This window comes from Escherichia sp. MOD1-EC5495 (genome assembly GCF_002965965.1).
In the GTDB taxonomy this organism is placed as follows: Bacteria; Pseudomonadota; Gammaproteobacteria; order Enterobacterales; family Enterobacteriaceae; genus Escherichia; species Escherichia ruysiae.
Window position 1 is genome coordinate 103,760 of record NZ_PTRI01000005.1, and the last position, 21,652, is coordinate 125,411.

The 21,652-nt window shown below is 43.2% G+C and carries 24 protein-coding genes and 1 pseudogene; 17 read left to right on the top strand and 8 right to left on the bottom strand.

Annotation, left to right across the window (positions count from 1 at the left end):
• Window positions 1-87: 87 nt before the first annotated feature.
• Window positions 88-951, bottom strand: a complete 864-nt coding sequence (locus BEG40_RS05610; RefSeq protein ID WP_000621334.1) for a YicC/YloC family endoribonuclease — start codon at window positions 949-951, stop codon at window positions 88-90.
• Window positions 952-1,077: 126 nt separating this feature from the next.
• Here BEG40_RS05610 and rph point away from each other — a divergent pair, with 126 nt between their 5' ends.
• Both rph and pyrE read left to right on the top strand, forming a co-directional pair.
• Window positions 1,078-1,794, top strand: coding sequence for a ribonuclease PH (gene rph, locus BEG40_RS05620; protein WP_001247086.1), 717 nt, complete (start codon window positions 1,078-1,080; stop codon window positions 1,792-1,794).
• A gap of 65 nt (window positions 1,795-1,859) precedes the next feature.
• On the top strand, window positions 1,860-2,501 hold the full coding sequence (pyrE, locus tag BEG40_RS05625; RefSeq protein ID WP_000806178.1) for an orotate phosphoribosyltransferase: 642 nt from the start codon (window positions 1,860-1,862) through the stop codon (window positions 2,499-2,501).
• A 36-nt stretch (window positions 2,502-2,537) separates the two neighbouring features.
• Here the strand turns inward: pyrE and slmA are convergent, their stop codons facing one another.
• The 3 genes from slmA to coaBC form a co-directional block, all read right to left on the bottom strand.
• Entirely contained in the window at window positions 2,538-3,134 is a 597-nt protein-coding gene (gene slmA, locus BEG40_RS05630) for a nucleoid occlusion factor SlmA (RefSeq protein ID WP_000818603.1), read from the bottom strand.
• A gap of 106 nt (window positions 3,135-3,240) precedes the next feature.
• Complete coding sequence (dut, locus tag BEG40_RS05635; protein ID WP_000976068.1) at window positions 3,241-3,699, bottom strand: dUTP diphosphatase; 459 nt, start codon at window positions 3,697-3,699, stop codon at window positions 3,241-3,243.
• On the bottom strand, window positions 3,677-4,897 hold the full coding sequence (gene coaBC / locus BEG40_RS05640; protein WP_105285030.1) for a bifunctional phosphopantothenoylcysteine decarboxylase/phosphopantothenate--cysteine ligase CoaBC: 1,221 nt from the start codon (window positions 4,895-4,897) through the stop codon (window positions 3,677-3,679). Before coaBC ends, dut begins: the two co-directional genes overlap by 23 nt.
• Window positions 4,898-5,068: 171 nt before the next feature.
• On the opposite strand from coaBC, the gene radC reads away from it, so the two are divergent.
• The 4 genes from radC (at window position 5,069) to mutM (ending at window position 7,285) form a co-directional block, all read left to right on the top strand.
• On the top strand, window positions 5,069-5,737 hold the full coding sequence (radC, locus tag BEG40_RS05645) for a RadC family protein (protein WP_105285031.1): 669 nt from the start codon (window positions 5,069-5,071) through the stop codon (window positions 5,735-5,737).
• 216 nt (window positions 5,738-5,953) lie between these two features.
• Window positions 5,954-6,190, top strand: coding sequence for a 50S ribosomal protein L28 (rpmB, locus tag BEG40_RS05650; protein ID WP_000091955.1), 237 nt, complete (start codon window positions 5,954-5,956; stop codon window positions 6,188-6,190).
• 20 nt (window positions 6,191-6,210) lie between these two features.
• Entirely contained in the window at window positions 6,211-6,378 is a 168-nt protein-coding gene (rpmG, locus tag BEG40_RS05655; RefSeq protein WP_001051798.1) for a 50S ribosomal protein L33, read from the top strand.
• Between the two features lie 97 nt (window positions 6,379-6,475).
• On the top strand, window positions 6,476-7,285 hold the full coding sequence (gene mutM / locus BEG40_RS05660; protein WP_016159945.1) for a bifunctional DNA-formamidopyrimidine glycosylase/DNA-(apurinic or apyrimidinic site) lyase: 810 nt from the start codon (window positions 6,476-6,478) through the stop codon (window positions 7,283-7,285).
• A gap of 38 nt (window positions 7,286-7,323) precedes the next feature.
• Here mutM and coaD read toward each other — a convergent pair whose 3' ends face one another.
• Both coaD and waaA read right to left on the bottom strand, forming a co-directional pair.
• The gene (coaD, locus tag BEG40_RS05665) at window positions 7,324-7,803 is read right to left on the bottom strand and encodes a pantetheine-phosphate adenylyltransferase (protein WP_001171853.1); all 480 of its coding nucleotides are present in this window, start codon (window positions 7,801-7,803) and stop codon (window positions 7,324-7,326) included.
• Between the two features lie 7 nt (window positions 7,804-7,810).
• Window positions 7,811-9,088, bottom strand: a complete 1,278-nt coding sequence (waaA, locus tag BEG40_RS05670; protein WP_000891555.1) for a lipid IV(A) 3-deoxy-D-manno-octulosonic acid transferase — start codon at window positions 9,086-9,088, stop codon at window positions 7,811-7,813.
• Window positions 9,089-9,500: 412 nt separating this feature from the next.
• On the opposite strand from waaA, the gene rfaQ reads away from it, so the two are divergent.
• The 11 genes from rfaQ (at window position 9,501) to BEG40_RS22320 (ending at window position 19,586) form a co-directional block, all read left to right on the top strand.
• On the top strand, window positions 9,501-10,565 hold the full coding sequence (rfaQ, locus tag BEG40_RS05675) for a lipopolysaccharide core heptosyltransferase RfaQ (protein ID WP_010351059.1): 1,065 nt from the start codon (window positions 9,501-9,503) through the stop codon (window positions 10,563-10,565).
• 2 nt (window positions 10,566-10,567) lie between these two features.
• Window positions 10,568-11,692 (top strand): lipopolysaccharide glucosyltransferase I, encoded by a 1,125-nt coding sequence (gene rfaG / locus BEG40_RS05680; protein ID WP_000634279.1) that lies wholly within the window; start codon window positions 10,568-10,570, stop codon window positions 11,690-11,692.
• On the top strand, window positions 11,685-12,482 hold the full coding sequence (gene rfaP, locus BEG40_RS05685; RefSeq protein WP_105285032.1) for a lipopolysaccharide core heptose(I) kinase RfaP: 798 nt from the start codon (window positions 11,685-11,687) through the stop codon (window positions 12,480-12,482). Before rfaG ends, rfaP begins: the two co-directional genes overlap by 8 nt.
• 36 nt (window positions 12,483-12,518) lie before the next feature.
• On the top strand, window positions 12,519-13,454 hold the full coding sequence (gene waaS, locus BEG40_RS05690; protein WP_016231513.1) for an LPS core biosynthesis protein WaaS: 936 nt from the start codon (window positions 12,519-12,521) through the stop codon (window positions 13,452-13,454).
• A 42-nt stretch (window positions 13,455-13,496) separates the two neighbouring features.
• On the top strand, window positions 13,497-14,576 hold the full coding sequence (gene waaB, locus BEG40_RS05695) for a lipopolysaccharide 1,6-galactosyltransferase (protein ID WP_105285033.1): 1,080 nt from the start codon (window positions 13,497-13,499) through the stop codon (window positions 14,574-14,576).
• On the top strand, window positions 14,576-15,595 hold the full coding sequence (gene waaO / locus BEG40_RS05700; RefSeq protein ID WP_001188022.1) for a lipopolysaccharide 3-alpha-galactosyltransferase: 1,020 nt from the start codon (window positions 14,576-14,578) through the stop codon (window positions 15,593-15,595). Before waaB ends, waaO begins: the two co-directional genes overlap by 1 nt.
• 38 nt (window positions 15,596-15,633) lie before the next feature.
• Complete coding sequence (gene rfaJ, locus BEG40_RS05705) at window positions 15,634-16,650, top strand: lipopolysaccharide 1,2-glucosyltransferase RfaJ (protein ID WP_105285034.1); 1,017 nt, start codon at window positions 15,634-15,636, stop codon at window positions 16,648-16,650.
• A 17-nt stretch (window positions 16,651-16,667) separates the two neighbouring features.
• The gene (rfaY, locus tag BEG40_RS05710; protein ID WP_000615156.1) at window positions 16,668-17,366 is read left to right on the top strand and encodes a lipopolysaccharide core heptose(II) kinase RfaY; all 699 of its coding nucleotides are present in this window, start codon (window positions 16,668-16,670) and stop codon (window positions 17,364-17,366) included.
• 73 nt (window positions 17,367-17,439) lie between these two features.
• On the top strand, window positions 17,440-18,291 hold the full coding sequence (waaZ, locus tag BEG40_RS05715) for a 3-deoxy-D-manno-oct-2-ulosonate III transferase WaaZ (protein ID WP_016231512.1): 852 nt from the start codon (window positions 17,440-17,442) through the stop codon (window positions 18,289-18,291).
• 32 nt (window positions 18,292-18,323) lie between these two features.
• Window positions 18,324-19,391 carry a glycosyltransferase family 9 protein gene (locus tag BEG40_RS05720; RefSeq protein WP_016231511.1) on the top strand — a complete coding sequence of 356 codons (1,068 nt, stop codon included), beginning with the start codon at window positions 18,324-18,326 and terminating at the stop codon, window positions 19,389-19,391.
• 120 nt (window positions 19,392-19,511) lie between these two features.
• A complete protein-coding gene (locus tag BEG40_RS22320; protein WP_434480534.1) occupies window positions 19,512-19,586 on the top strand; it encodes a hypothetical protein in 75 nt (24 codons plus the stop codon).
• Window positions 19,587-19,630: 44 nt separating this feature from the next.
• Here BEG40_RS22320 and BEG40_RS05725 read toward each other — a convergent pair.
• Together BEG40_RS05725 and rfaC are read right to left on the bottom strand one after the other, a co-directional pair.
• A pseudogene (locus BEG40_RS05725) lies at window positions 19,631-20,683 on the bottom strand (O-antigen ligase family protein); the annotation flags it as partial.
• A gap of 9 nt (window positions 20,684-20,692) precedes the next feature.
• A complete protein-coding gene (gene rfaC / locus BEG40_RS05730) occupies window positions 20,693-21,652 on the bottom strand; it encodes a lipopolysaccharide heptosyltransferase RfaC (RefSeq protein WP_105285035.1) in 960 nt (319 codons plus the stop codon).

Here is a 21,652-nt window from a genome sequence, read left to right on the forward strand (position 1 = left end):
TTAGAAAAAGTATGGGGTTTTTGACGTTTTTTGGGTAGATGTACGTAGAGCCGCTGAAATTAACAATGGCCTACAATGCGATGCCGCTTACTCGATATTCTGAATCTGTTCGCGCATCTGCTCAATCAACACTTTCAACTCAATCGCGGAGTTCGTCACTTCGGCATTGATAGACTTCGAGGCCAGGGTGTTCGACTCGCGGTTGAACTCCTGCATCATAAAGTCCAGACGACGACCAACGGCTTCTTTTTTCTTGAGAATGTTGTAGGTCTCTTTGACATGCGCTTCGAGGCGATCCAGCTCTTCAGCAACATCAATTCGTTGCGCCAGCAGCACCAGCTCTTGCTCCAGACGATTGTTCTCCAGCTGAACCTGAGCATCTTCCAGCTTCGCGACCAGACGTTCACGCTGCCATTGCAGGATTTCCGGCATATGGGCGCGCACTTTAGCCACTTCGGCGGTGACGCCTTCCAGACGCTGCTCGATCAACGCTTTCAGCGCCTGACCTTCGGTTTCGCGCGCGACGATAAAGTCGTCCAGCGTACCATCAAGAGCAGCAAGAATTTCAGCGGCAATAGCGTCGAGATCCTGTTCCTGGGCTGCCATTACGCCCGGCCAGCGCAGGATATCAACGGGGTTGATTTCCCCTTCGTCGCTCTGCATCTTTACCCAATTCGCAGCAGTTACCAGCTGTTTAGCCAGTTTTTCGTTGAGAATCAGTTCACCTTGTGCGCTGACATCTGGCTCATAGCGCAGGGTACATTCCACTTTACCGCGCGTCAGGCGAGAACGAATACGCTCGCGAACGACAGGTTCCAGGCTACGGAACTGCTCCGGCAGACGAAAGTAAGTTTCCAGATAACGCTGGTTTACCGAGCGCATTTCCCAGGTTGCGCTCCCCCATTCACCCTTGATTTCACGCCGGGCGTAGGCGGTCATGCTGCGGATCATAGACGTTCCTGTTTATAAAAGGAGAGGTGGAAGGATTATAGCCATCGATGCCTTGTCAGGATAGGAATAACCGCCGGAAGTCCGTATAATGCGCAGCCACATTTGTTTCAAGCCGGAGATTTCAATATGCGTCCAGCAGGCCGTAGCAATAATCAGGTGCGTCCCGTTACCCTGACTCGTAACTATACAAAACATGCAGAAGGCTCGGTGCTGGTCGAATTTGGCGATACCAAAGTGTTATGTACCGCCTCTATTGAAGAAGGTGTGCCGCGCTTCCTGAAAGGACAGGGGCAAGGCTGGATCACCGCAGAATACGGTATGCTGCCGCGCTCTACCCACACTCGTAACGCCCGTGAAGCGGCGAAAGGTAAGCAGGGCGGACGCACGATGGAAATCCAGCGTCTGATTGCCCGTGCATTGCGTGCGGCGGTTGATTTGAAAGCGTTGGGTGAGTTCACCATTACGCTGGATTGCGACGTACTTCAGGCCGATGGCGGCACGCGCACTGCTTCAATCACTGGTGCCTGCGTGGCGCTGGCAGATGCACTGAATAAGCTGGTTGAGAATGGCAAACTGAAAACCAACCCGATGAAAGGCATGGTGGCAGCGGTTTCGGTGGGTATCGTTAACGGCGAAGCGATTTGCGATCTGGAATACGTCGAAGACTCTGCCGCAGAAACGGATATGAACGTGGTGATGACCGAAGATGGGCGCATCATTGAGGTTCAGGGCACGGCGGAAGGCGAGCCGTTCACTCACGAAGAACTCCTCACTTTGTTGGCGCTGGCCCGAGGGGGAATCGAATCCATTGTAGCGACGCAGAAGGCGGCGCTGGCAAACTGATTTTTAAGGCGACTGATGAGTCGCCTTTTTTTTGTCTGTAGAAAAGTAAGATGAGGAGCGAAGGCATGAAACCATATCAGCGCCAGTTTATTGAATTTGCGCTTAGCAAGCAGGTATTAAAGTTTGGCGAGTTTACGCTGAAATCCGGGCGCAAAAGCCCCTATTTCTTCAACGCCGGGCTGTTTAATACCGGGCGCGACCTGGCACTGTTAGGCCGTTTTTACGCTGAAGCGTTGGTGGATTCTGGCATTGAGTTCGATCTGCTGTTTGGCCCTGCTTACAAAGGGATTCCGATTGCCACCACTACCGCTGTGGCGCTGGCGGAGCATCATGACCTTGACCTGCCATACTGCTTTAACCGCAAAGAAGCAAAAGACCACGGCGAGGGCGGCAATCTGGTCGGTAGCGCGTTACAAGGACGCGTAATGCTGGTAGATGATGTGATCACCGCCGGGACGGCTATTCGTGAGTCGATGGAAATTATTCAGGCCAATGGCGCGACGCTTGCTGGCGTGTTGATTTCACTCGATCGTCAGGAACGTGGTCGCGGTGAGATTTCCGCGATTCAGGAAGTTGAGCGTGATTACAACTGCAAAGTGATTTCTATCATCACTCTGAAAGATCTTATTGCTTACCTCGAAGAGAAGCCGGAAATGGCGGAACATCTGGCGGCGGTTAAGGCTTATCGCGAAGAGTACGGGGTTTGATAAGAAACGCCGGATGGTAAGTCATCCGGCGTCATATTACTGCAACTGCGCAGCAATCAGCGGCCAGCGGGCGTCAAAGTCATCCGTCGGGCGGTATTTAAACTCGCTGCGGACAAAACGAGACAGCATACCTTCGCAGAACGCCAGAAGTTGGCTTGCCAGCAACGTTTCATCGGTGGTGTAACCTTCACCCTCACGCATTCTCTTTTCACGCAATACCTGACGCAGCTGCGCTTCAATACGCTCGAACAGTTGGTTGATGCGTCCTTGCAGACGATCCTGTTCGAACATTAGCGCATGGCCAGTGAGGATGCGGGTCAGGCCTGGATTACGTTCGCCGAAACCGAGAAGCAGCAACACAATCAGGCGCAGGCGCGCGGTAGTGTCCTTTTCATCTTTCAGAATCAGGTTAATACGAGTAATCAGGCTATCTTCGATAAACTCAATCAGGCTATCGAACATGCGGGTTTTACTGGGGAAGTGGCGATACAGAGCCGCTTCGGAAACGCCGACAGAGGCGGCCAGTTTCGCCGTCGTGATACGCTGGCTTCCATCGCTGGATTCTAACATCAACGCCAGAGACTGAAGTATTTCTTCGCGACGGTTCCTTTTCGCAGTTTGTTTTTCTGCCATGTTACAAAATACCCCTGAAAATAAGCACTTGCCAGGCGGCACCCACGCTATGACCACAAACGAAATGTTTGCGGCGATGTTATGACGTTATTTGGATGCGTATGCGTTACTGACGACCAGAGTGACCAAAACCGCCTTCACCCCGGTCGGTGGCGTCAAAATCTTCCACCAGATTAAAATCGGCCTGTACCACCGGAACAAAAATCATCTGCGCGATACGTTCGCCAGGTTGAATGGTGAAACTGTCCTGACCACGGTTCCACACGGAGATCATCAGCTGACCCTGATAGTCGGAATCGATCAATCCCACCAGGTTACCGAGCACGATACCGTGCTTATGGCCCAGCCCGGAGCGCGGCAGCATCATCGCCGCCAGTGAAGGGTCGGCAATATGAATCGCCAGTCCGGTCGGCACTAGTGTAGTGTCGCCCGGTGCCAGTTCTACGGCGTCGTCGAGACAGGCGCGCAGGTCAAGTCCGGCAGAACCAGAAGTGGCATAAGTCGGGAGTGGAAATTCCTTCCCAACGCGCGGGTCCAGAATCTTAACGTCGATTTTCTTCATCATAACGGGTCACAATCTCGTCGAGTAATAATTGGCCAAGGAGCTCTTTTCGCTCAAGCGGTAAGATTTTATCGCCATCCTGCCAGAAAAGGTGTAATGCGTTTTTGTCGCTATTAAATCCCTGATTTTTTCTGGAAACATCGTTAGCGCAGATCAGATCAAGGTTTTTGCGGATACGTTTTTGCCGGGCGTATTCTTCCACATTATTTGTTTCGGCGGCAAATCCAACAACATAAGGCCTATGGTCTTTTAATGCGGCAACACCGGCGACAATATCGGGGTTTTTAACCATTTTTATTGTTAATTCATCACCCGGCGTAGCCTGCTTTTTGATTTTTTCGCTGGCAACGGTGGCTGCGCGGTAATCCGCGACGGCAGCACAACCGATAAATATATTTTGCTGTTGCACGGATGCCTTTACTGCGGCTTCCATCTCCAGTGCGGTTACCACATCAACACGTTTAACAAACGGTGGAGTCGGTAGCGAAACTGGGCCAGAAATCAGCGTGACGTTTGCTCCACGACGTGCAGCGGCTGCGGCAATGGCGAACCCCATCTTGCCGGAGCTGTGATTGGAGATGTAACGCACCGGATCGAGCGGTTCACGCGTCGGACCTGCGGTAATCATAATGTTCAGATGTTTCAGGTCGTTGATGGGTGAAAAATGGGCGACCGCCATATCAACAATGGTTAACGGATCGAGCATTCGCCCTGGGCCGACATCACCACAGGCCTGGCTGCCGCTATCTGGCTCCCAGATCAGCAAACCGCGCGAGGCAAGCACCTCTAAATTATGCTGGGTGGCAGCAGCACGATACATCTGCTGGTTCATCGCTGGCAGCACGGCAACAGGTGCAGGAGTCGCAAGGCAAATCGTCGATACCAAATCATTCGCCATACCGGCAGCAACACGGGCAATCAAATCTGCCGTGGCAGGGGCGAGAATCACTAAATCAGCCCATTTCCCCAACTCAATGTGGCCCATTGCCGCTTCGGCTGCCGGATCCAACAGACTGTCGGAAACGGGATACCCAGAAACCGCCTGCAAACTAAGTGGAGTGATAAAGGCTTTTGCCGCTTCGGTCATTACCACACGGACGTCGGCCCCGCGATCGCGCAAACGACGCACCAGTTCAGGGGTTTTATAGGCAGCAATACCGCCGCTGACGCCGAGAACGATTTTTTTACCGGCCAGACTCATGATGATTTTTCCTGTTGGGTGACACCAGAAGTTGGCGATTTTATCACAATACTTTTGTTGTCGTGCTTTCACCTGAGAATCACTTTGCGAGGCGCTTTCCAGTACTGAAAACTGACCGTCGATTTAACCGGTCGACCATGACAGGATGCGCTCTCCACAAAGGAGGTGAAGGTGAAAAGCAATGCAGAATTGTTGATGCCACGCGAAAAAATGCTGAAGTTGGGCATTGGCTCGTTAACGGATGTTGAACTGCTGGCGCTATTTCTGCGTACAGGAACGCGCGGTAAAGATGTGTTAACCCTGGCGAAAGAGATGCTGGAGAATTTCGGTTCTCTTTACGGATTGTTATCCTCCGAATACGAACAATTTAGTGGCGTTCATGGAATTGGTGTGGCGAAATTCGCCCAGTTAAAGGGAATTGCCGAACTGGCGCGACGTTACTACAACGTGAGGATGCGCGAAGAAAGCCCGTTACTCAGCCCAGAGATGACGAGGGAATTTTTACAAAACCAGCTTACGGGCGAGGAGCGTGAGATCTTTATGGTGATCTTTCTCGACTCACAACACAGGGTACTTACCCACAGCAGATTGTTCTCCGGCACACTAAACCATGTAGAAGTCCATCCGCGTGAGATTGTTCGCGAAGCGATAAAAATAAACGCGTCGGCACTGATCCTTGCCCATAATCACCCTTCGGGTTGTGCTGAACCCAGTAAAGCGGATAAACTCATCACCGAACGGATAATAAAAAGTTGTCAGTTCATGGAATTACGCGTGCTCGACCATATCGTGATTGGGCGTGGAGAATATGTTTCTTTTGCCGAACGCGGCTGGATTTAACCCGCTATGCGCGATCCTTCGGGATCTTTGTCTGTTCGGGACTTGAGCACATCGCCGAGTCAGCGTATACTACGCCACCTTTGAGAATCTCGGGTTTGGCATTTGGGCCTGGCAATCGAGAGTTCACATAGAACTGCGATGACCGGGCTGTAAAGCCTGACGAGGCGCCAATACCCCATACGAAGCTCGAGCTAATTTGATTTTTGGAGAATAGACATGTCCCGAGTCTGCCAAGTTACTGGCAAGCGTCCGGTGACCGGTAACAACCGTTCCCACGCACTGAACGCGACTAAACGCCGTTTCCTGCCGAACCTGCACTCTCACCGTTTCTGGGTTGAGAGCGAGAAGCGTTTTGTCACCCTGCGCGTATCTGCTAAAGGTATGCGTGTAATCGATAAAAAAGGCATCGATACAGTTCTGGCTGAACTGCGTGCCCGTGGCGAAAAGTACTAAGTACTTAGAGGAAATAAATCATGGCTAAAGGTATTCGTGAGAAAATCAAGCTGGTTTCTTCTGCTGGTACTGGTCACTTCTATACCACTACGAAGAACAAACGTACTAAGCCGGAAAAACTGGAACTGAAGAAATTCGATCCAGTTGTTCGCCAGCACGTGATCTACAAAGAAGCGAAAATTAAATAATTCTTGCTTTAATGTAACGAAAAACCTCGCTCCGGCGGGGTTTTTTGTTATCTGTTTGCCCCCATATTGACTGCATCTGTTCATTCCCGGAGATGCTATGCCTGAATTACCAGAAGTTGAAACCAGCCGACGCGGCATCGAACCGCATCTCGTTGGTGCGACTATTCTTCATGCGGTGGTGCGCAACGGACGCTTGCGCTGGCCGGTTTCGGAAGAAATCTACCGTTTAAGCGACCAACCAGTGCTTAGCGTGCAGCGCCGGGCTAAATATCTTCTGCTGGAGTTGCCAGAGGGCTGGATTATCATTCATCTGGGTATGTCTGGCAGCCTGCGTATCCTTCCAGAAGAACTTCCCCCTGAAAAGCATGACCATGTTGATTTGGTGATGAGCAACGGCAAAGTGCTGCGCTATACCGATCCGCGCCGCTTTGGTGCCTGGTTGTGGACCAAAGAGCTGGAGGGGCATAATGTGCTGGCTCATCTTGGACCTGAGCCGCTTAGCGACGATTTCAATGGCGAATACTTGCATCAGAAGTGTGCGAAGAAAAAAACGGCGATTAAGCCCTGGCTGATGGATAACAAGCTGGTGGTGGGCGTGGGGAATATCTATGCCAGCGAATCACTGTTTGCGGCGGGGATCCATCCGGATCGGCTGGCGTCATCACTGTCGTTGGCGGAGTGCGAATTGTTAGCTCGGGTGATTAAAGCGGTGTTGCTGCGTTCGATTGAGCAGGGCGGTACAACTCTGAAAGATTTTCTACAAAGTGACGGTAAACCGGGTTATTTCGCTCAGGAATTGCAGGTTTACGGGCGTAAAGGCGAGGCGTGTCGGGTGTGTGGTACGCCGATTGTGGCGACTAAACATGCGCAGCGGGCGACGTTTTATTGCCGGCAGTGCCAGAAGTAATTCATGCGAGCCGGATGGTATACCATCCGGCATAAAAGTTACGCTAATTTTGCCATCAATGCCTGATGGACATTCTCCGGCAGGAAATGGGTGACATCGCCCTGATGGCGCGCCACCTCTTTAACCAGCGATGAAGAGATAAACGACCACTCTTTTGAAGGCATCAGAAATACACTTTCCAGTTCTGGCATTAAGTGGCGATTCATATGTGCCAGCTGCATTTCATATTCAAAATCTGCAACTGCGCGCAGGCCACGAATTAGCACCGTAGCGTGTTGATTACGCGCGAAGTTGGCCATCAAATCACTAAACCCGACCACTTCAACGTTTCCCAAATGCGCGGTTGCCTGCTGTGCCAGCGCCACGCGCTCTTCCAGGGTAAACATCGGTTTTTTACTGGGGCTGGCGGCAATCGCCAGAATAACGTGATCGAACATCTGCGTGGCGCGCGTCATGATATCGATATGACCATTAGTAATGGGATCGAAAGTACCCGGATAAATCGCCCGTTTTTGCATAACAACCTCAATGCGTTTTCGGTGGCAGGTAAGGTTCCAGCAGTTGAAGCAGACGCTGCAGCGCGCCCTGGTTTTGATACAGCACTTCAACGGCATGACGGCCATAAAAACTACGGTAATCAGCGTCGGTGAGTAAAGAGGAAATCTCTTTTTCCAGCGACGCGGCATCAGTGACGGTAATCAGCCCGCTTGCCTGCTCCAGCCGTGCGCAAATGTCTTTAAAGTTAAAGGTATGCGGCCCCATCAGTACCGGAATGGCGTGTGCAGCGGCTTCCAGCGGATTATGCCCACCGCGTTCGACCAATGAACCGCCAACAAAAGCGAGATCGGCAATGCCATATAGCAACATCAACTCGCCCATCGTATCGCCAACTACCACTTGTGTACTGGCGGAAGGGATTTCTCCGGAAGAGCGTGTGATATAGCTTAGTCCAGCCTGGCGGACCAGGTTAATCGCATCCGGGAAGCGTTCCGGATGGCGTGGAACAAGAATGAGCAATAAATTCGGGAACTGCTTTAACAGCGCCTGATGCGCGGCAATCACCACGCTCTCTTCACCATCATGAGTACTGGTGGCAATCCATACCGGGCGATGCGGTGCCCACTGGCGGCGCAGCGTTACTGCTTTAGCAGCCAGTTGTGGCGTTACAGAGATATCGAATTTCAGGCTACCGGTAACGGTAACCTGATTGTTTTTTGCGCCCAGCGCCACAAAACGCGCGCCATCTTCTTCATTTTGGGCGGCAATCAGCGTAATACGACGCAGTAAGCGACGAACGAATTTGCCTAGTTTTGCGTAACCTGCCGCAGAGCGCGCAGAAAGTCGCGCGTTGGCGATAACCAGCGGAATTTTACGTTTATGTAGCGCCGCAATCAGGTTAGGCCATAGCTCGGTTTCCATAATCAACACCAGTTTAGGGTCGACTTTATTAAGGAAGCGGTTAAGCGCATCGGGCAGATCGTAAGGCAGATAAACGTGTTGAACATCCTTCCCAAACGCCGATTGTACGCGCTCCGAACCGGTTGGCGTCATGGTTGTAACAGTAATCGGCAAATCAGGGTAGCGATGACGCAGCGCGCGCACCAACGGGATCGCCGCCAGGGTTTCACCGACGGAGACGGAGTGCAGCATAATGCCGCCTGGTTTCAGTGGATGGCGGTAAAAACCGTAACGTTCACCCCAGCGTTTTCGATAGGCCGGAGCCTTACGTCCGCGCACCCAGAGCCGTATCCAGATCAACGGCTGAATAAGGTAGAGAAGGGCGGTGTAAAGCAATTCGAGCATAATAAATAGCTGACTTATGGATGTGCTGGGGATTCTATGTATTTAGCTGGGGCTTTACCATTACTTTTCCCGTTTTTGACTTAAATAGCTTCTGTTTGGTCTGATCTGCCGCGACATCTTCAGTTTTTTTGTATTTTTATGCGATTCATTGAAACCCGACCCAATTTGCAACTCTATATAGGCATCGTTCGTACCAGAATTATCTGTATATTGTTTTTTATCTGTATGATTTTTATGATTAAAAACTATTTTGTGTATAAAAAACATTCGGGTCGGATTGCTGCGAAAGAAATGATACACTAGCACGCCAAAGTAAGTGCGTTATCAGTATTCAGGTAGCTGTTGAGCCTGGGGCGGTAGCGTGCTTTTTTTCTGCTTAACTTAACCAGACAATCATACAAAAGAGTCGCTAGTGGAAAAGCCATTTCGAAATATCCTGGTCATAAAGATGCGATATCACGGAGATATGTTATTAACTACTCCTGTAATCAGTACACTCAAGCAGAATTATCCCGCTGCAAAAATCGATATGCTGCTTTACCAGGATACAATTCCGATTTTATCTGAAAACCCAGAAATTAATGCACTCTACGGTATAAGCAATAAAGGTGCGGGAACATTCGATAAAATTAAAAATGTGCTTTCGTTGATAAAAACTCTGCGTGCGAATAATTATGACCTGGTCATTAATCTTACGGATCAATGGATGGTAGCACTGCTGGTACGTTGTTTACCTGCACGTATGAAAATATCGCAACTTTATGGTCATCGGCAGCATAGTATTTGGAAAAAAAGCTTTACACACTTAGCGCCAATACACGGTACACATATTGTTGAGCGTAATTTATCGGTCCTTGAGCCATTAGGTATTACCGATTTCTACACCGACACAACAATGAGTTACGCCGAGGATTGCTGGAAGAAAATGCGGCAGGAATTAGATGCTCTGGGCGTGAAAGATCATTATGTCGTCATCCAACCGACAGCTCGTCAGATATTTAAGTGCTGGGATAACGATAAGTTTTCTATGGTTATCGATGCTTTGCAACGGCGCGGTTATCAGGTTGTGCTGACCTGTGGGCCTTCGGCAGATGATCTCGCCTGTGTAGATGAAATAGCGCAAGGCTGCCAAACAAAACCTATCACTGGCCTTGCAGGTAAAACACGGTTTCCTGAACTGGGTGCGTTAATTGATCATGCCGTACTCTTTATTGGTGTGGATTCTGCGCCAGGGCATATTGCGGCGGCGGTGAAGACGCCAGTTATTAGCCTGTTTGGAGCCACTGATCATGTATTCTGGCGTCCATGGACCGATAATATTATTCAATTCTGGGCGGGTAATTATCAACAAATGCCTACCCGGCACGAACTTGACCGCAACAAAAAATATCTTTCTGTTATTCCAGCGGAAGATGTCATTGCCGCTACGGAAAAGCTGTTGCCAGAAGATGCTCCTTCAGCTAACAGGAATGCATAATTATGATCGTGGCGTTTTGTTTATATAAATATTTTCCATTTGGTGGTCTACAGCGTGACTTTATGCGTATTGCGTCAACAGTTGCCGCACGGGGCCACCATGTTCGGGTATATACACAGTCGTGGGAAGGCGATTGCCCGGAAGCATTTGAGCTTATTCGCGTACCGGTTAAATCCCATACTAACCATGGACGTAATGCAGAATATTATGCCTGGGTACAAAATCATCTCAAAGCGCATCCTGCTGATCGTGTCGTTGGGTTTAATAAGATGCCTGGGCTGGATGTCTATTTTGCCGCCGATGTCTGTTATGCCGAGAAAGTGGCGCAAGAAAAGGGATTTTTATATCGTTTAACATCACGTTATCGCCATTATGCTGCATTTGAGCGAGCGACTTTCGAACATGGTAAATCGACGAAACTCATGATGCTGACCGATAAGCAAATCGCTGATTTCCAGAAGCATTACCAGACTGAACCAGAACGTTTTCAAATTCTTCCGCCGGGCATCTATCCGGACAGGAAATACAGCGAGCAAATCCCAAACAGTCGTGAAATATATCGTCAGAAAAATGGCATAACCGAACAACAAAACTTATTGCTACAGGTTGGGTCAGATTTCGGTCGTAAAGGTGTGGATCGCTCAATTAAGGCTTTGGCATCGTTACCGGAATCATTACGCCACAATACGCTTTTGTTTGTCGTTGGTCAGGATAAACCACGCAAATTTGAAGTGCTGGCAGAAAAACTTGGGGTACGTAGCAACGTGCATTTCTTTTCCGGGAGGAATGACGTGTCTGAATTAATGGCAGCGGCAGATCTCTTACTACATCCCGCTTACCAGGAAGCTGCAGGTATTGTTCTCCTTGAAGCGATCACCGCTGGATTACCTGTTTTGACAACCGCAGTATGTGGATACGCGCATTATATTGCAGATGCTAATTGTGGAGCAGTTATCGCGGAACCATTCCGTCAGGAAGAATTAAATGCGATCTTACGCAAAGCGTTAACACAGTATTCGCTACGAATGGCCTGGGCGGAGAATGCTCGCCATTATGCCGATACTCAGGATTTGTACAGCCTGCCAGAGAAAGCCGCAGATATTATTACAGGTGGTTTAGATGGTTGAATTAAAAGAGCCGCTTGCCACACTTTGGCGTGGTAAAGATGCTTTTACAGAAGTTAAAAAACTGAATGGCGAAGTCTTTCGCGAACTCGAGACACGTCGAACATTACGTTTTGAACTGGCTGGGAAAAGCTATTTCCTTAAATGGCACAAAGGTACGACCTTAAAAGAAATTATAAAAAACCTGCTCTCATTGCGTATGCCAGTTTTAGGCGCAGACAGAGAGTGGCACGCTATTCATCGACTGCATGATGTCGGTGTTGATACGATGCACGGCATAGGGTTTGGTGAAAAAGGGTTAAATCCATTAACCCGCACATCATTTATTATTACCGAAGATCTCACTCCTACGATTAGCCTTGAAGATTATTGTGCAGATTGGGCAATTAATCCTCCTGATATACGTGTTAAGCGTATGCTGATTACACGAGTGGCAACCATGGTGCGTAAAATGCACGCAGCAGGAATAAATCACCGTGATTGTTATATCTGCCACTTTTTGCTTCATTTACCGTTCACTGGCCGGGAAGAAGAATTAAAAATTTCGGTAATAGACCTGCATCGTGCGCAGATACGGGCAAAAGTACCACGTCGTTGGAGGGATAAAGATTTGATTGGTCTATATTTTTCATCGATGAATATTGGCCTGACGCAAAGAGATATATGGCGATTTATGAAGGTTTATTTTGGGATGCCTTTACGCAAAATATTATCTCTTGAATGTAATTTATTGAACATGGCAAGTGTTAAGGCCGAGCGCATTAAAGAGCGAACTCAACGCAAAGGTTTATAAAAATATTTATCAGTATGTACTGGAACTAACTTCATTATGACTATTTATTTTATAAACTGGGTTGCAGATTATGAATTAAAAATGATCCAGTACTTGAAAAGAAAGTATAAGATAAAAAACATAACAACTCCAAAAAAATACAACTGGCTTAATAAGAAAATTTCGAAGTTAGGGATGGATAATGCATGGTTGGGGCGATTATTTATCAAACATAACCTTAATGCTGTAAAAAAGGATGATATAATTATTTTTAATGACAGCGTGATTGATAAAGGCATTAACAAACAAATATTAAAAAATATTAATTGCCATAAGGTTTTGCTGCTAAGAAATACTGTTAGCGAAGATTTTATTCTTGATAATTCTAATTATTTCGATATTATCTATGATTTTGAGCATAGATTTATAGGAAATGAAAAGACCAAAGCAATAGAACAATTTTTTCCTATAGGGATGGAGGAAATTACAAGATATAGTTTATCTGACAAAAATAACAACCAGCCAATATGTTTTTTCCTTGGCCGTGATAAAGGGCGCCTTCAAATAATTAATGAATTAGCCGATAGATTAATAAAGCTAGGATGTAAGCTTGATTTTAATGTTGTGAAAGATAAGACATCCTCTCCGACTTCAAAGTATTTGATTGAAAAACAAATACCCTATGAAGAAAATATTAGAAGAACATTAAGTTCTAATATAATTGTTGATATAACTAAAGAAAACCAATCTGGCTGGACTCTTCGGATACTCGAAGCATTATTTTTCAATAAAAAATTAATTACTAATAATATAAATATACTTGGTTCAGAAATCTATAGTGAGTCTCGCTTCTTTATAATAGGTCATGATGATTGGGATACGTTAGAGTATTTTATTAACTCATCTGTTAAACCAATGGATTATGATAGTTTATATAAATTCAGTCCTGATAAAATGATGTCAATAATTGTTTCTGATTTTATAGACAAATAAAACATTAAAACAGTGAGTTTTACTCAATTAATGAGAATTTCTATGAAAATAGCGTTTATCGGCGAAGCTGTTTCAGGATTTGGCGGTATGGAAACAGTCATTCGAAATGTTATTACCACCTTCAGACAACAAAATATCCAAAGTGAAATGTTTTTCTTTTGCCGTAACGACAAAATGGATAAGGGATGGCTGGAAGGTATTAAGTACTCGTGTTCATTTTCCAACATTCGCTTAGGTTTTTTACGTCGGGCGAAGCATATTCATGCTTTAAGCAAATGGCTTCAGGATTATCAGCCAGATGTTGTTATTTGTATTGATGTCATCTCATGTTTGTATGCGGCAAAAGCTCGTAAAAAATCTGGAGTTGATGTACCTGTATTTTCATGGCCGCATTTTTCTTTAGATCATAAAAAACATGCTGAATATATCACCTGTGCCGACTATCATTTAGCAATCAGCTCCGGTATTAAACAACAAATGATTAACCGGGGTGTACCAGAATCGACGATAAACGTTATTTTTAACCCTGTCGAAGTGAAAGATTCCGTCATTCCCGTACCCGAGGAAGGTGAAACGGCAACATTTATTTATGTTGGGCGCATGAAATTCGAAGGTCAAAAGCGCGTAAAAGATCTGCTTGATGGCTTATCACAAGTGCAAGGTGACTGGAAACTTCATGTATTGGGAGATGGTTCCGATTTCGAAAAATGCCAGGCTTATGGTAGGGAATTAAATATTGATGATCGAATTGTCTGGTATGGTTGGCAACAACATCCCTGGGAATTAGTTCAGCAAGATATTAAAAAAGTGAGTGCGTTATTACTCACGTCATCTTTTGAAGGTTTCCCTATGACTCTACTTGAAGCCTTATCGTGGGGGATTCCTTGTATCAGTGCAGATTGTATCTCCGGGCCTGCTGACATCATCCAGCCTGATATTAATGGTCATTTGTATCAACCGGGGGATATAACCGGTTTTGTCGCTCTTCTCAATAAATACATAGCCGGCGAAATTCACATCGCACATGAAAAAATTCCGGCATCGATTGATAAGTTTTACCAGCAGAAATATTACGATAGATTACAAAAGATAATTATTTCTGTTATTTCCCGGAGGAAATGATGCAGCAGGTTTTTTTCCAGGAGACTGAATTTCTCAATTCAGTTATTGATTACAATTATAAAGTGGAAACAGAAAATCTTTGTCTGGATATTGCTTATGGAACTGACAAAAATTTTCTTTTTGGTTGCGGAATTTCGATTGCTTCAATATTAAAATATAATGAAGGAAATCGCTTATGTTTCCATATTTTCACTGATCATTTTTGTGAAGATGAACGAAAATATTTTGATGCTCTGGCTCAGCAATATAAAACCAGGATTAAGGTATATTTAATTAATGGCGATCGGCTCCGTTCATTGCCAAGTACCAAGAACTGGACTCATGCAATTTATTTTCGTTTTGTTATTGCAGATTACTTTATCAATAAAACACCTAAAGTTCTATATCTGGATGCAGATATCGTTTGTCAGGGAACTATAGAACCACTTATTAATTTCACGTTTCCTGATCATACAGTCGCAATGGTTGTTACCGAAGGAAAAAATGACTGGTGGGAAAAACGTGCACATTCGTTAAGTGTTGTGGGGATTGCTAAAGGTTATTTTAACTCTGGTTTTTTATTGATCAATACTAACCAATGGGCAGTTGAGCAGGTTTCTGCACGAGCCATTGCAATGTTAAATGATCCGGAAATAGTAAAAAAAATAACACATCCTGATCAGGATGTATTAAATATGCTACTGGCAGATAAACTTATTTTTGCTGATATAAAATACAATACACAGTTTAGCTTAAATTATCAGCTCAAAGAAAGTTTTAAAAATCCAGTAACCAGCGATACTATTTTTATCCATTATATTGGTCCGACCAAGCCCTGGCATGATTGGGCCTGGGATTATCCTGTATCACAAGCCTTTATGGAGGCAAAAAATGCTTCGCCATGGAAGAATACGGCGTTGCTGAAACCAAACAATAGCAATCAATTAAGGTATAGCGCAAAACATATGCTGAAAAAGCATAGATATCTAAAAGGATTTAGCAATTATCTTTTGTATTTTATTAAAAAGATAAAGCATTAAACTGGGAATCTATAAAGTAATGATATAAGGGTAGCCTTGTGGACTCATTTCCTGCCATAGAGATAGATAAAGTTAAAGCCTGGGATTTTAGGCTAACTAATAAAAATACTTCTGAATGTTTAAATGTTGCCTATGGTGTCGATGCTAATTATCTTGATGGTGTAGGTGTTTCTATCACATCAATTGTCCTAAATAATCGACATATTAATCTTGATTTTTATATTGTTGCTGATGTTTATAATGATGATTTTTTTCAAAAGGTCGAAAAACTTGCAAGGCAGTACCAATTAAGAATCACGCTTTATAGAATTAATACTGATAAGCTTCAGTGCTTACCTTGTACACAGGTCTGGTCAAGAGCAATGTACTTTCGTTTGTTTGCGTTTCAATTATTGGGCCTGACGCTTGATCGTTTACTTTATCTTGATGCGGATGTTGTTTGTAAGGGTGATATTAGCCAACTACTGCATCTGGATTTAAACGGAGCGGTGGCTGCTGTTGTTAAAGATGTTGAGCCAATGCAGGAAAAAGCGGTATCCAGGTTGTCTGATCCTGAACTACGGGGACACTACTTTAATTCAGGAGTAGTTTATTTAGACTTAAAGAAATGGGCTAATGCAAAACTAACAGAGAAAGCATTATCTATTCTTATGAGTAAAGATAATGTTTATAAATATCCTGATCAAGATGTTATGAATGTTCTATTGAAAGGGATGACAATATTTTTGCCTCGTGAATTCAATACTATTTATACCATTAAAAGCGAATTAAAAGATAAAACACATCGAAACTATAAAAAGTTGATTACAGAAAACACGCTTCTCATCCATTATACAGGAGCAACTAAACCGTGGCATAAATGGGCAATTTATCCATCGGTAAAATATTTTAAAATAGCGTTAGATAATTCGCCATGGAAAAATGATTCTCCCAGAGATGCAAAATCAGTTATCGAATTTAAGAAAAGATATAAGCATTTGTTAGTCCAGCATCATTACGTAACCGGTGTTATAGCAGGGGTCCGTTATCTTTACCGAAAATATTACAGTAAATAACCTTTAATTGGCTTATCATGATTCAGAAAAATAAGATTAAAGATTTTGTTGTTTTTACTGATGACAACAATTCAAAGTACCTCAATGTATTAAATGACTTTTTATCTTATAATATTAAGATCATCAAAGTGTTTCGTTCTATTGATGATACAAAAGTCATGCTTATTGACACCGATTACGGTAAGTTTGTGCTTAAGGTATTTTCTCCAAAAATTAAACGCAACGAGCGGTTTTTTAAATCTCTATTAAAAGGTGATTATTACGAACGCCTTTTTGAACAAACCCAAAAAGTGCGAAATGAAGGCTTACATACTCTCAACGATTTTTATTTATTAGCAGAGCGAAAAACCTTACGATTTGTCCATACATATATCATGCTTATCGAGTATATTGATGGCATAGAGTTGTGTGATATGCCCGATATTGATGATGTGCTAAAAAATAAAATTCAGCAATCAATTAATGCCTTGCATCAACATGGCATGGTTTCTGGTGATCCTCATCGTGGTAACTTCATTATAAAAAATGGTGAAGTTCGAATTATTGATCTCTCCGGGAAACGTGCTTCAGCGCAGCGGAAAGCGAAAGACCGTCTTGATTTAGAGCGTCATTACGGTATTAAAAATGAGATTAAGGATCTTGGTTATTATCTTTTAGTTTATCGTAAAAAAATGCGCAATATTATGCGGCGTTTGAAAGGAAAACCAGCACGCTAAAGCAGAAATATCCCACAATTACGCGTCTTCGTTAGGCATTTTTATACGGAGTTATTTATTTCACAGGTTTATCATGAAGAATATTCGATACATTGACAAAAAAGATGTTGAAAACCTGATTGAAAATAAAACATCTAATGATGTTATTATTTTTCTATCTGGCCCCACATCGCAAAAGACACCTTTGTCGGTATTACGGGCAAAGGATATTATTGCTGTCAATGGTTCAGCACAATATCTGTTAAGTCATAATATTATTCCCTTTATTTATGTACTTACAGATGTTCGCTTTTTACATCAACGTCGTGATGATTTTTACAATTTTAGCCAAAGAAGCCGTTATACTATCGTAAACGTTGACGTTTATGAACACGCCTCCGAAGAAGATAAACTTTATATCCTCCAGAACTGTCTTATATTACGGTCTTTTTATCGCCGGGAAAAAGGTGGTTTTATAAAGAAGATTAAATTTAATATTTTGAGCCAAATTCACAAAGAACTGCTGATCTCTGTACCGTTGTCTAAAAAAGGTCGTCTGGTTGGATTTTGCAAGGACATTAGTCTTGGTTATTGTTCATGCCATACTATTGCCTTTGCTGCAATCCAGATAGCATATTCACTAAAGTATGCGCGGATTATTTGTTCAGGTCTGGATTTGACGGGTAGCTGTTCGCGTTTCTATGATGAAAATAAGAATCCTATGCCCTCGGAATTGAGTAGGGATTTATTTAAAATCTTGCCATTTTTCCGTTTTATGCATGATAATGTAAAAGATATTAATATTTATAATTTGTCTGATGATACGGCTATTTCTTACGATGTAATTCCATTTATTAAACTTCAAGATATCAGTACAGAAGAATCAAAGGATAGGACAAGAAAAAAAATACAATATAAAGCTTCAACTGATTCTTATGCTAATTAATCATCCTGAAACTAAAATAATATGGTATAAAAATGCGTTTAGGTACTTTTCATAAAAAGAAAAGGTTTTATATAAACAAAATCAAGATTAATTTTCTTGCTTTTTTATTTCGTAAGAAAATCAATCATCAAGTTACAGAACCAGCGCAAGTTAAATCATGCCTTATCATTCATGATAATAATAAACTCGGTGATTTAATTGTATTAAGTTCGATTTATCGTGAACTTTACAGTAAAGGGGTTAAAATAACCATTCTTACAAATAGAAAGGGTGGGGAGTTTCTCTCTAATAATAAAAATATATTTGAGTTCTGTATTAAAGAATCAATGGGTTCCTTTAAAATGCTTAGTCTATGTAAGCATCTGCGGAATTTACAGTTCGATATTGTATTAGACCCCTTTGAGACTATGCCTTCATTTAAGCATAGTTTAATATTATCAAGTTTTAAAGATTCTTACATTCTGGGTTTCGATCAATGGTATAAGCGTTACTATTCATTTTATCATCCCCACGATGAATGTTTAAAAGAACACATGAGTACACGAGCAATAGAAATACTGAAGCATATTTATGGTGAGGGTGAATTTTCCACCGACTACGACTTGCATTTACCTGTAGATGTTGAAAATAAAATAAAAAATATTATTGGCGACTCTAAAATCGTAATTATAAATCCATTGGGGGCAAAGAAAATATGTAGATTAACATCAGAGCAGATATGTTTTATATATCAACTGATCAAAAGTAAATTACCGAACTATAGAGTTATATTTACCGGTTTACATCAAGATCTAAAAACAATATCTATACCTGATATTGAAATTTTGCCATATAAAGATTTTATTTATACAGTGGCGCTTACTAAGTTTAGTAATTATGTTATATCTGTTGATACTGCTCTTGTACATATAGCATCAGCGTATAAACGTCCTACACTTGCTCTTTATCCAAATGCGCGTCGTCAAAGTTATCCCTCACACTTAATTTGGGGACCAAATAATCCTAATGCGATACAAATAATTTCTCCAACTTTTACGGTACAAGATATCGATTCAAAGATATTATTCTCATCCTTGAATAAGTTAATCACCGATAAATAAAAAGTGGGGATTCCCACTTTTTATTTATTCTATTATCTAATGCGGTTGGCTTTTACTTTTCTAATCATAATTAATAGCGTCAGTGCTGAAATTATTATAATTGGGATACTTCTAGCCCAAATGATTACATCACTAACACCGATACCAATAATACCTAAAGTTAATGCGAAAAGACCTATATTTCTCTCAGTATAAGCGGTGAAGCACAATGCAATATAAAAGAATAATACAGATATTATTCCTAAGATCCCTTTTAACGACGCGGCTTCGATTATTTCATTGTGTAAATGTATATTAGTAAATTCTAATGCTCCAGCTAAGCGACTTTGCTCAGAGACAAATAAATGCATCTTTTGCGCACGCGCTTCTGCTGATCTCAATGTAAATGCAGATTCTTTGAAAATGTCTATACCCATTTCATACATTGCTATTCTGGCACCGAGTGATGAATTACTATTATTAGAATAATGTACTAAATCATTCACTCCTTCTTCGTATCTATTTTGTAATGTTTGAGAAAATGAATATATAAGGCCTGTTAGAAGTACAATGAATACTATAGCAGATGTTAATATCTTTTTTGGATATTTAATATAAAACAAAACAAATATTATTACACAAATAAGTGGATAAACTATTAACGTTACTCTTGTCTGTGTTAACAAAAGGGCATAGAAAATAGCCAAGCTATTTAATATGAATAAATAAGGATGTTTATTTCTTGTATATAATACCGATACTGAACTTAGTATTCCAATAAACATTATAGAATACGATGCACCTGTAGGAGTCCCGATCTCAAAATATATTCTCTCCCAGTTTGTTTTCATCTTTATATAAGCTGCATAACTTGCTATAATAAATGATAAAGTATAAAGCATATAGAATATGCTATCTTTTTTCAATTTTATTCTGGTATTCAAGGATAAGAAAACAAAAATCGTACCAAATAGAAATATTTTTGCTGTGTTTAAATAATTATGATAAGTTGCTCGAAAAGGTGAATTATCAACTTTAAATAGTGAATACCAAACTAAATCAACTAATCCTATGATGAATATAGATGATGGGAGAATAAGGGTGTTTCGGTCAATACTTAGTTGCTTACCTCTAAGAATTAGGGCCAATAAACCTACCACAGCCGCAACGTTAAATAATTTTATACTAAGAGTGTTATTGACGAGGGCGATAATTAATAAGACAAAACATAAAACATAAGTCATAATCTCTAAAATTATAGATGATTTTAGAGCGTAAGGTTTCCATGATTGGAGTTTAATGAAGGTTGGCATGTTTTACCTTTATAATGATGATAATTTTTCCAAAACTGCTTGACCGTTGAGATTAATTAAACTTTTCCCCGGCGCCCTACAAACCACCTGATTCTTTCCATACCCGCCAATTAATCCCGGATCGGTCGGTCCATATACAGTAATATTGGGTTTATCCAGAGCCGCAGTTAAATGGCTTAATCCCGTATCCACCGAGACCACGAATTTCGCCCCGGCCAGCATGCTGGCAACACCTTCCAGACTCATCTTCGGCAATACGTCGACATAATCAAATCCTTCTGCCAGCCTTTTCGCCCGCGCTTCTTCATGTGGCGCGCCCCAGGGAAGTTTAATGCGAATCCCTGAACCTGCCAGTAAACCAATTAATTCTCGCCAGTGTTCTTCCGGCCAGTGTTTATCATCACGGGTCGTCGCATGAAGAAATACGGCATATTCGCCAGCATCCGTCGGCAGGTTAGCCAGGAAATGCTGCGCAATGGCATAGTCGCCCTGAGTCTGTGGTTTGCTGTAACCCAGGCTTTTGGCGAACAGCTCACGGGTGCGCTCTACGGCGTGCTGCTGTTTTGCAATATGATGCTTGCGATTGTAAAACAGGCTTGCCAGTGGTTCGCGAGCGGTTTGCCAGTCCATTCCATGCTTAATACCATGCGCCAGACGTGTCACCAGCGCGGCACTTTTTACCAGCCCTTGCGCATCAATAATCGCGTCATAGTTTTCTGCCTGTAGCGTTTCACGAAACGCTTTCCGCTCCGCTTTAATAGGGGCAGAAAACCACTCTTTACGCCAGCGACGTATCGCTACCGGAATAACCCGTTCAACGGCGGCGTGCCAGGAAGGGATCTGTGCAAAGCCTTCTTCCACCACCCAATCAAACTTTATTCCAGGGATTGCCTGCTGTGCATCGGTTAGCGCGGGCAGCGTATGGAGGACATCGCCCATCGACGATGTTTTAACGATCAAAACCCGCAT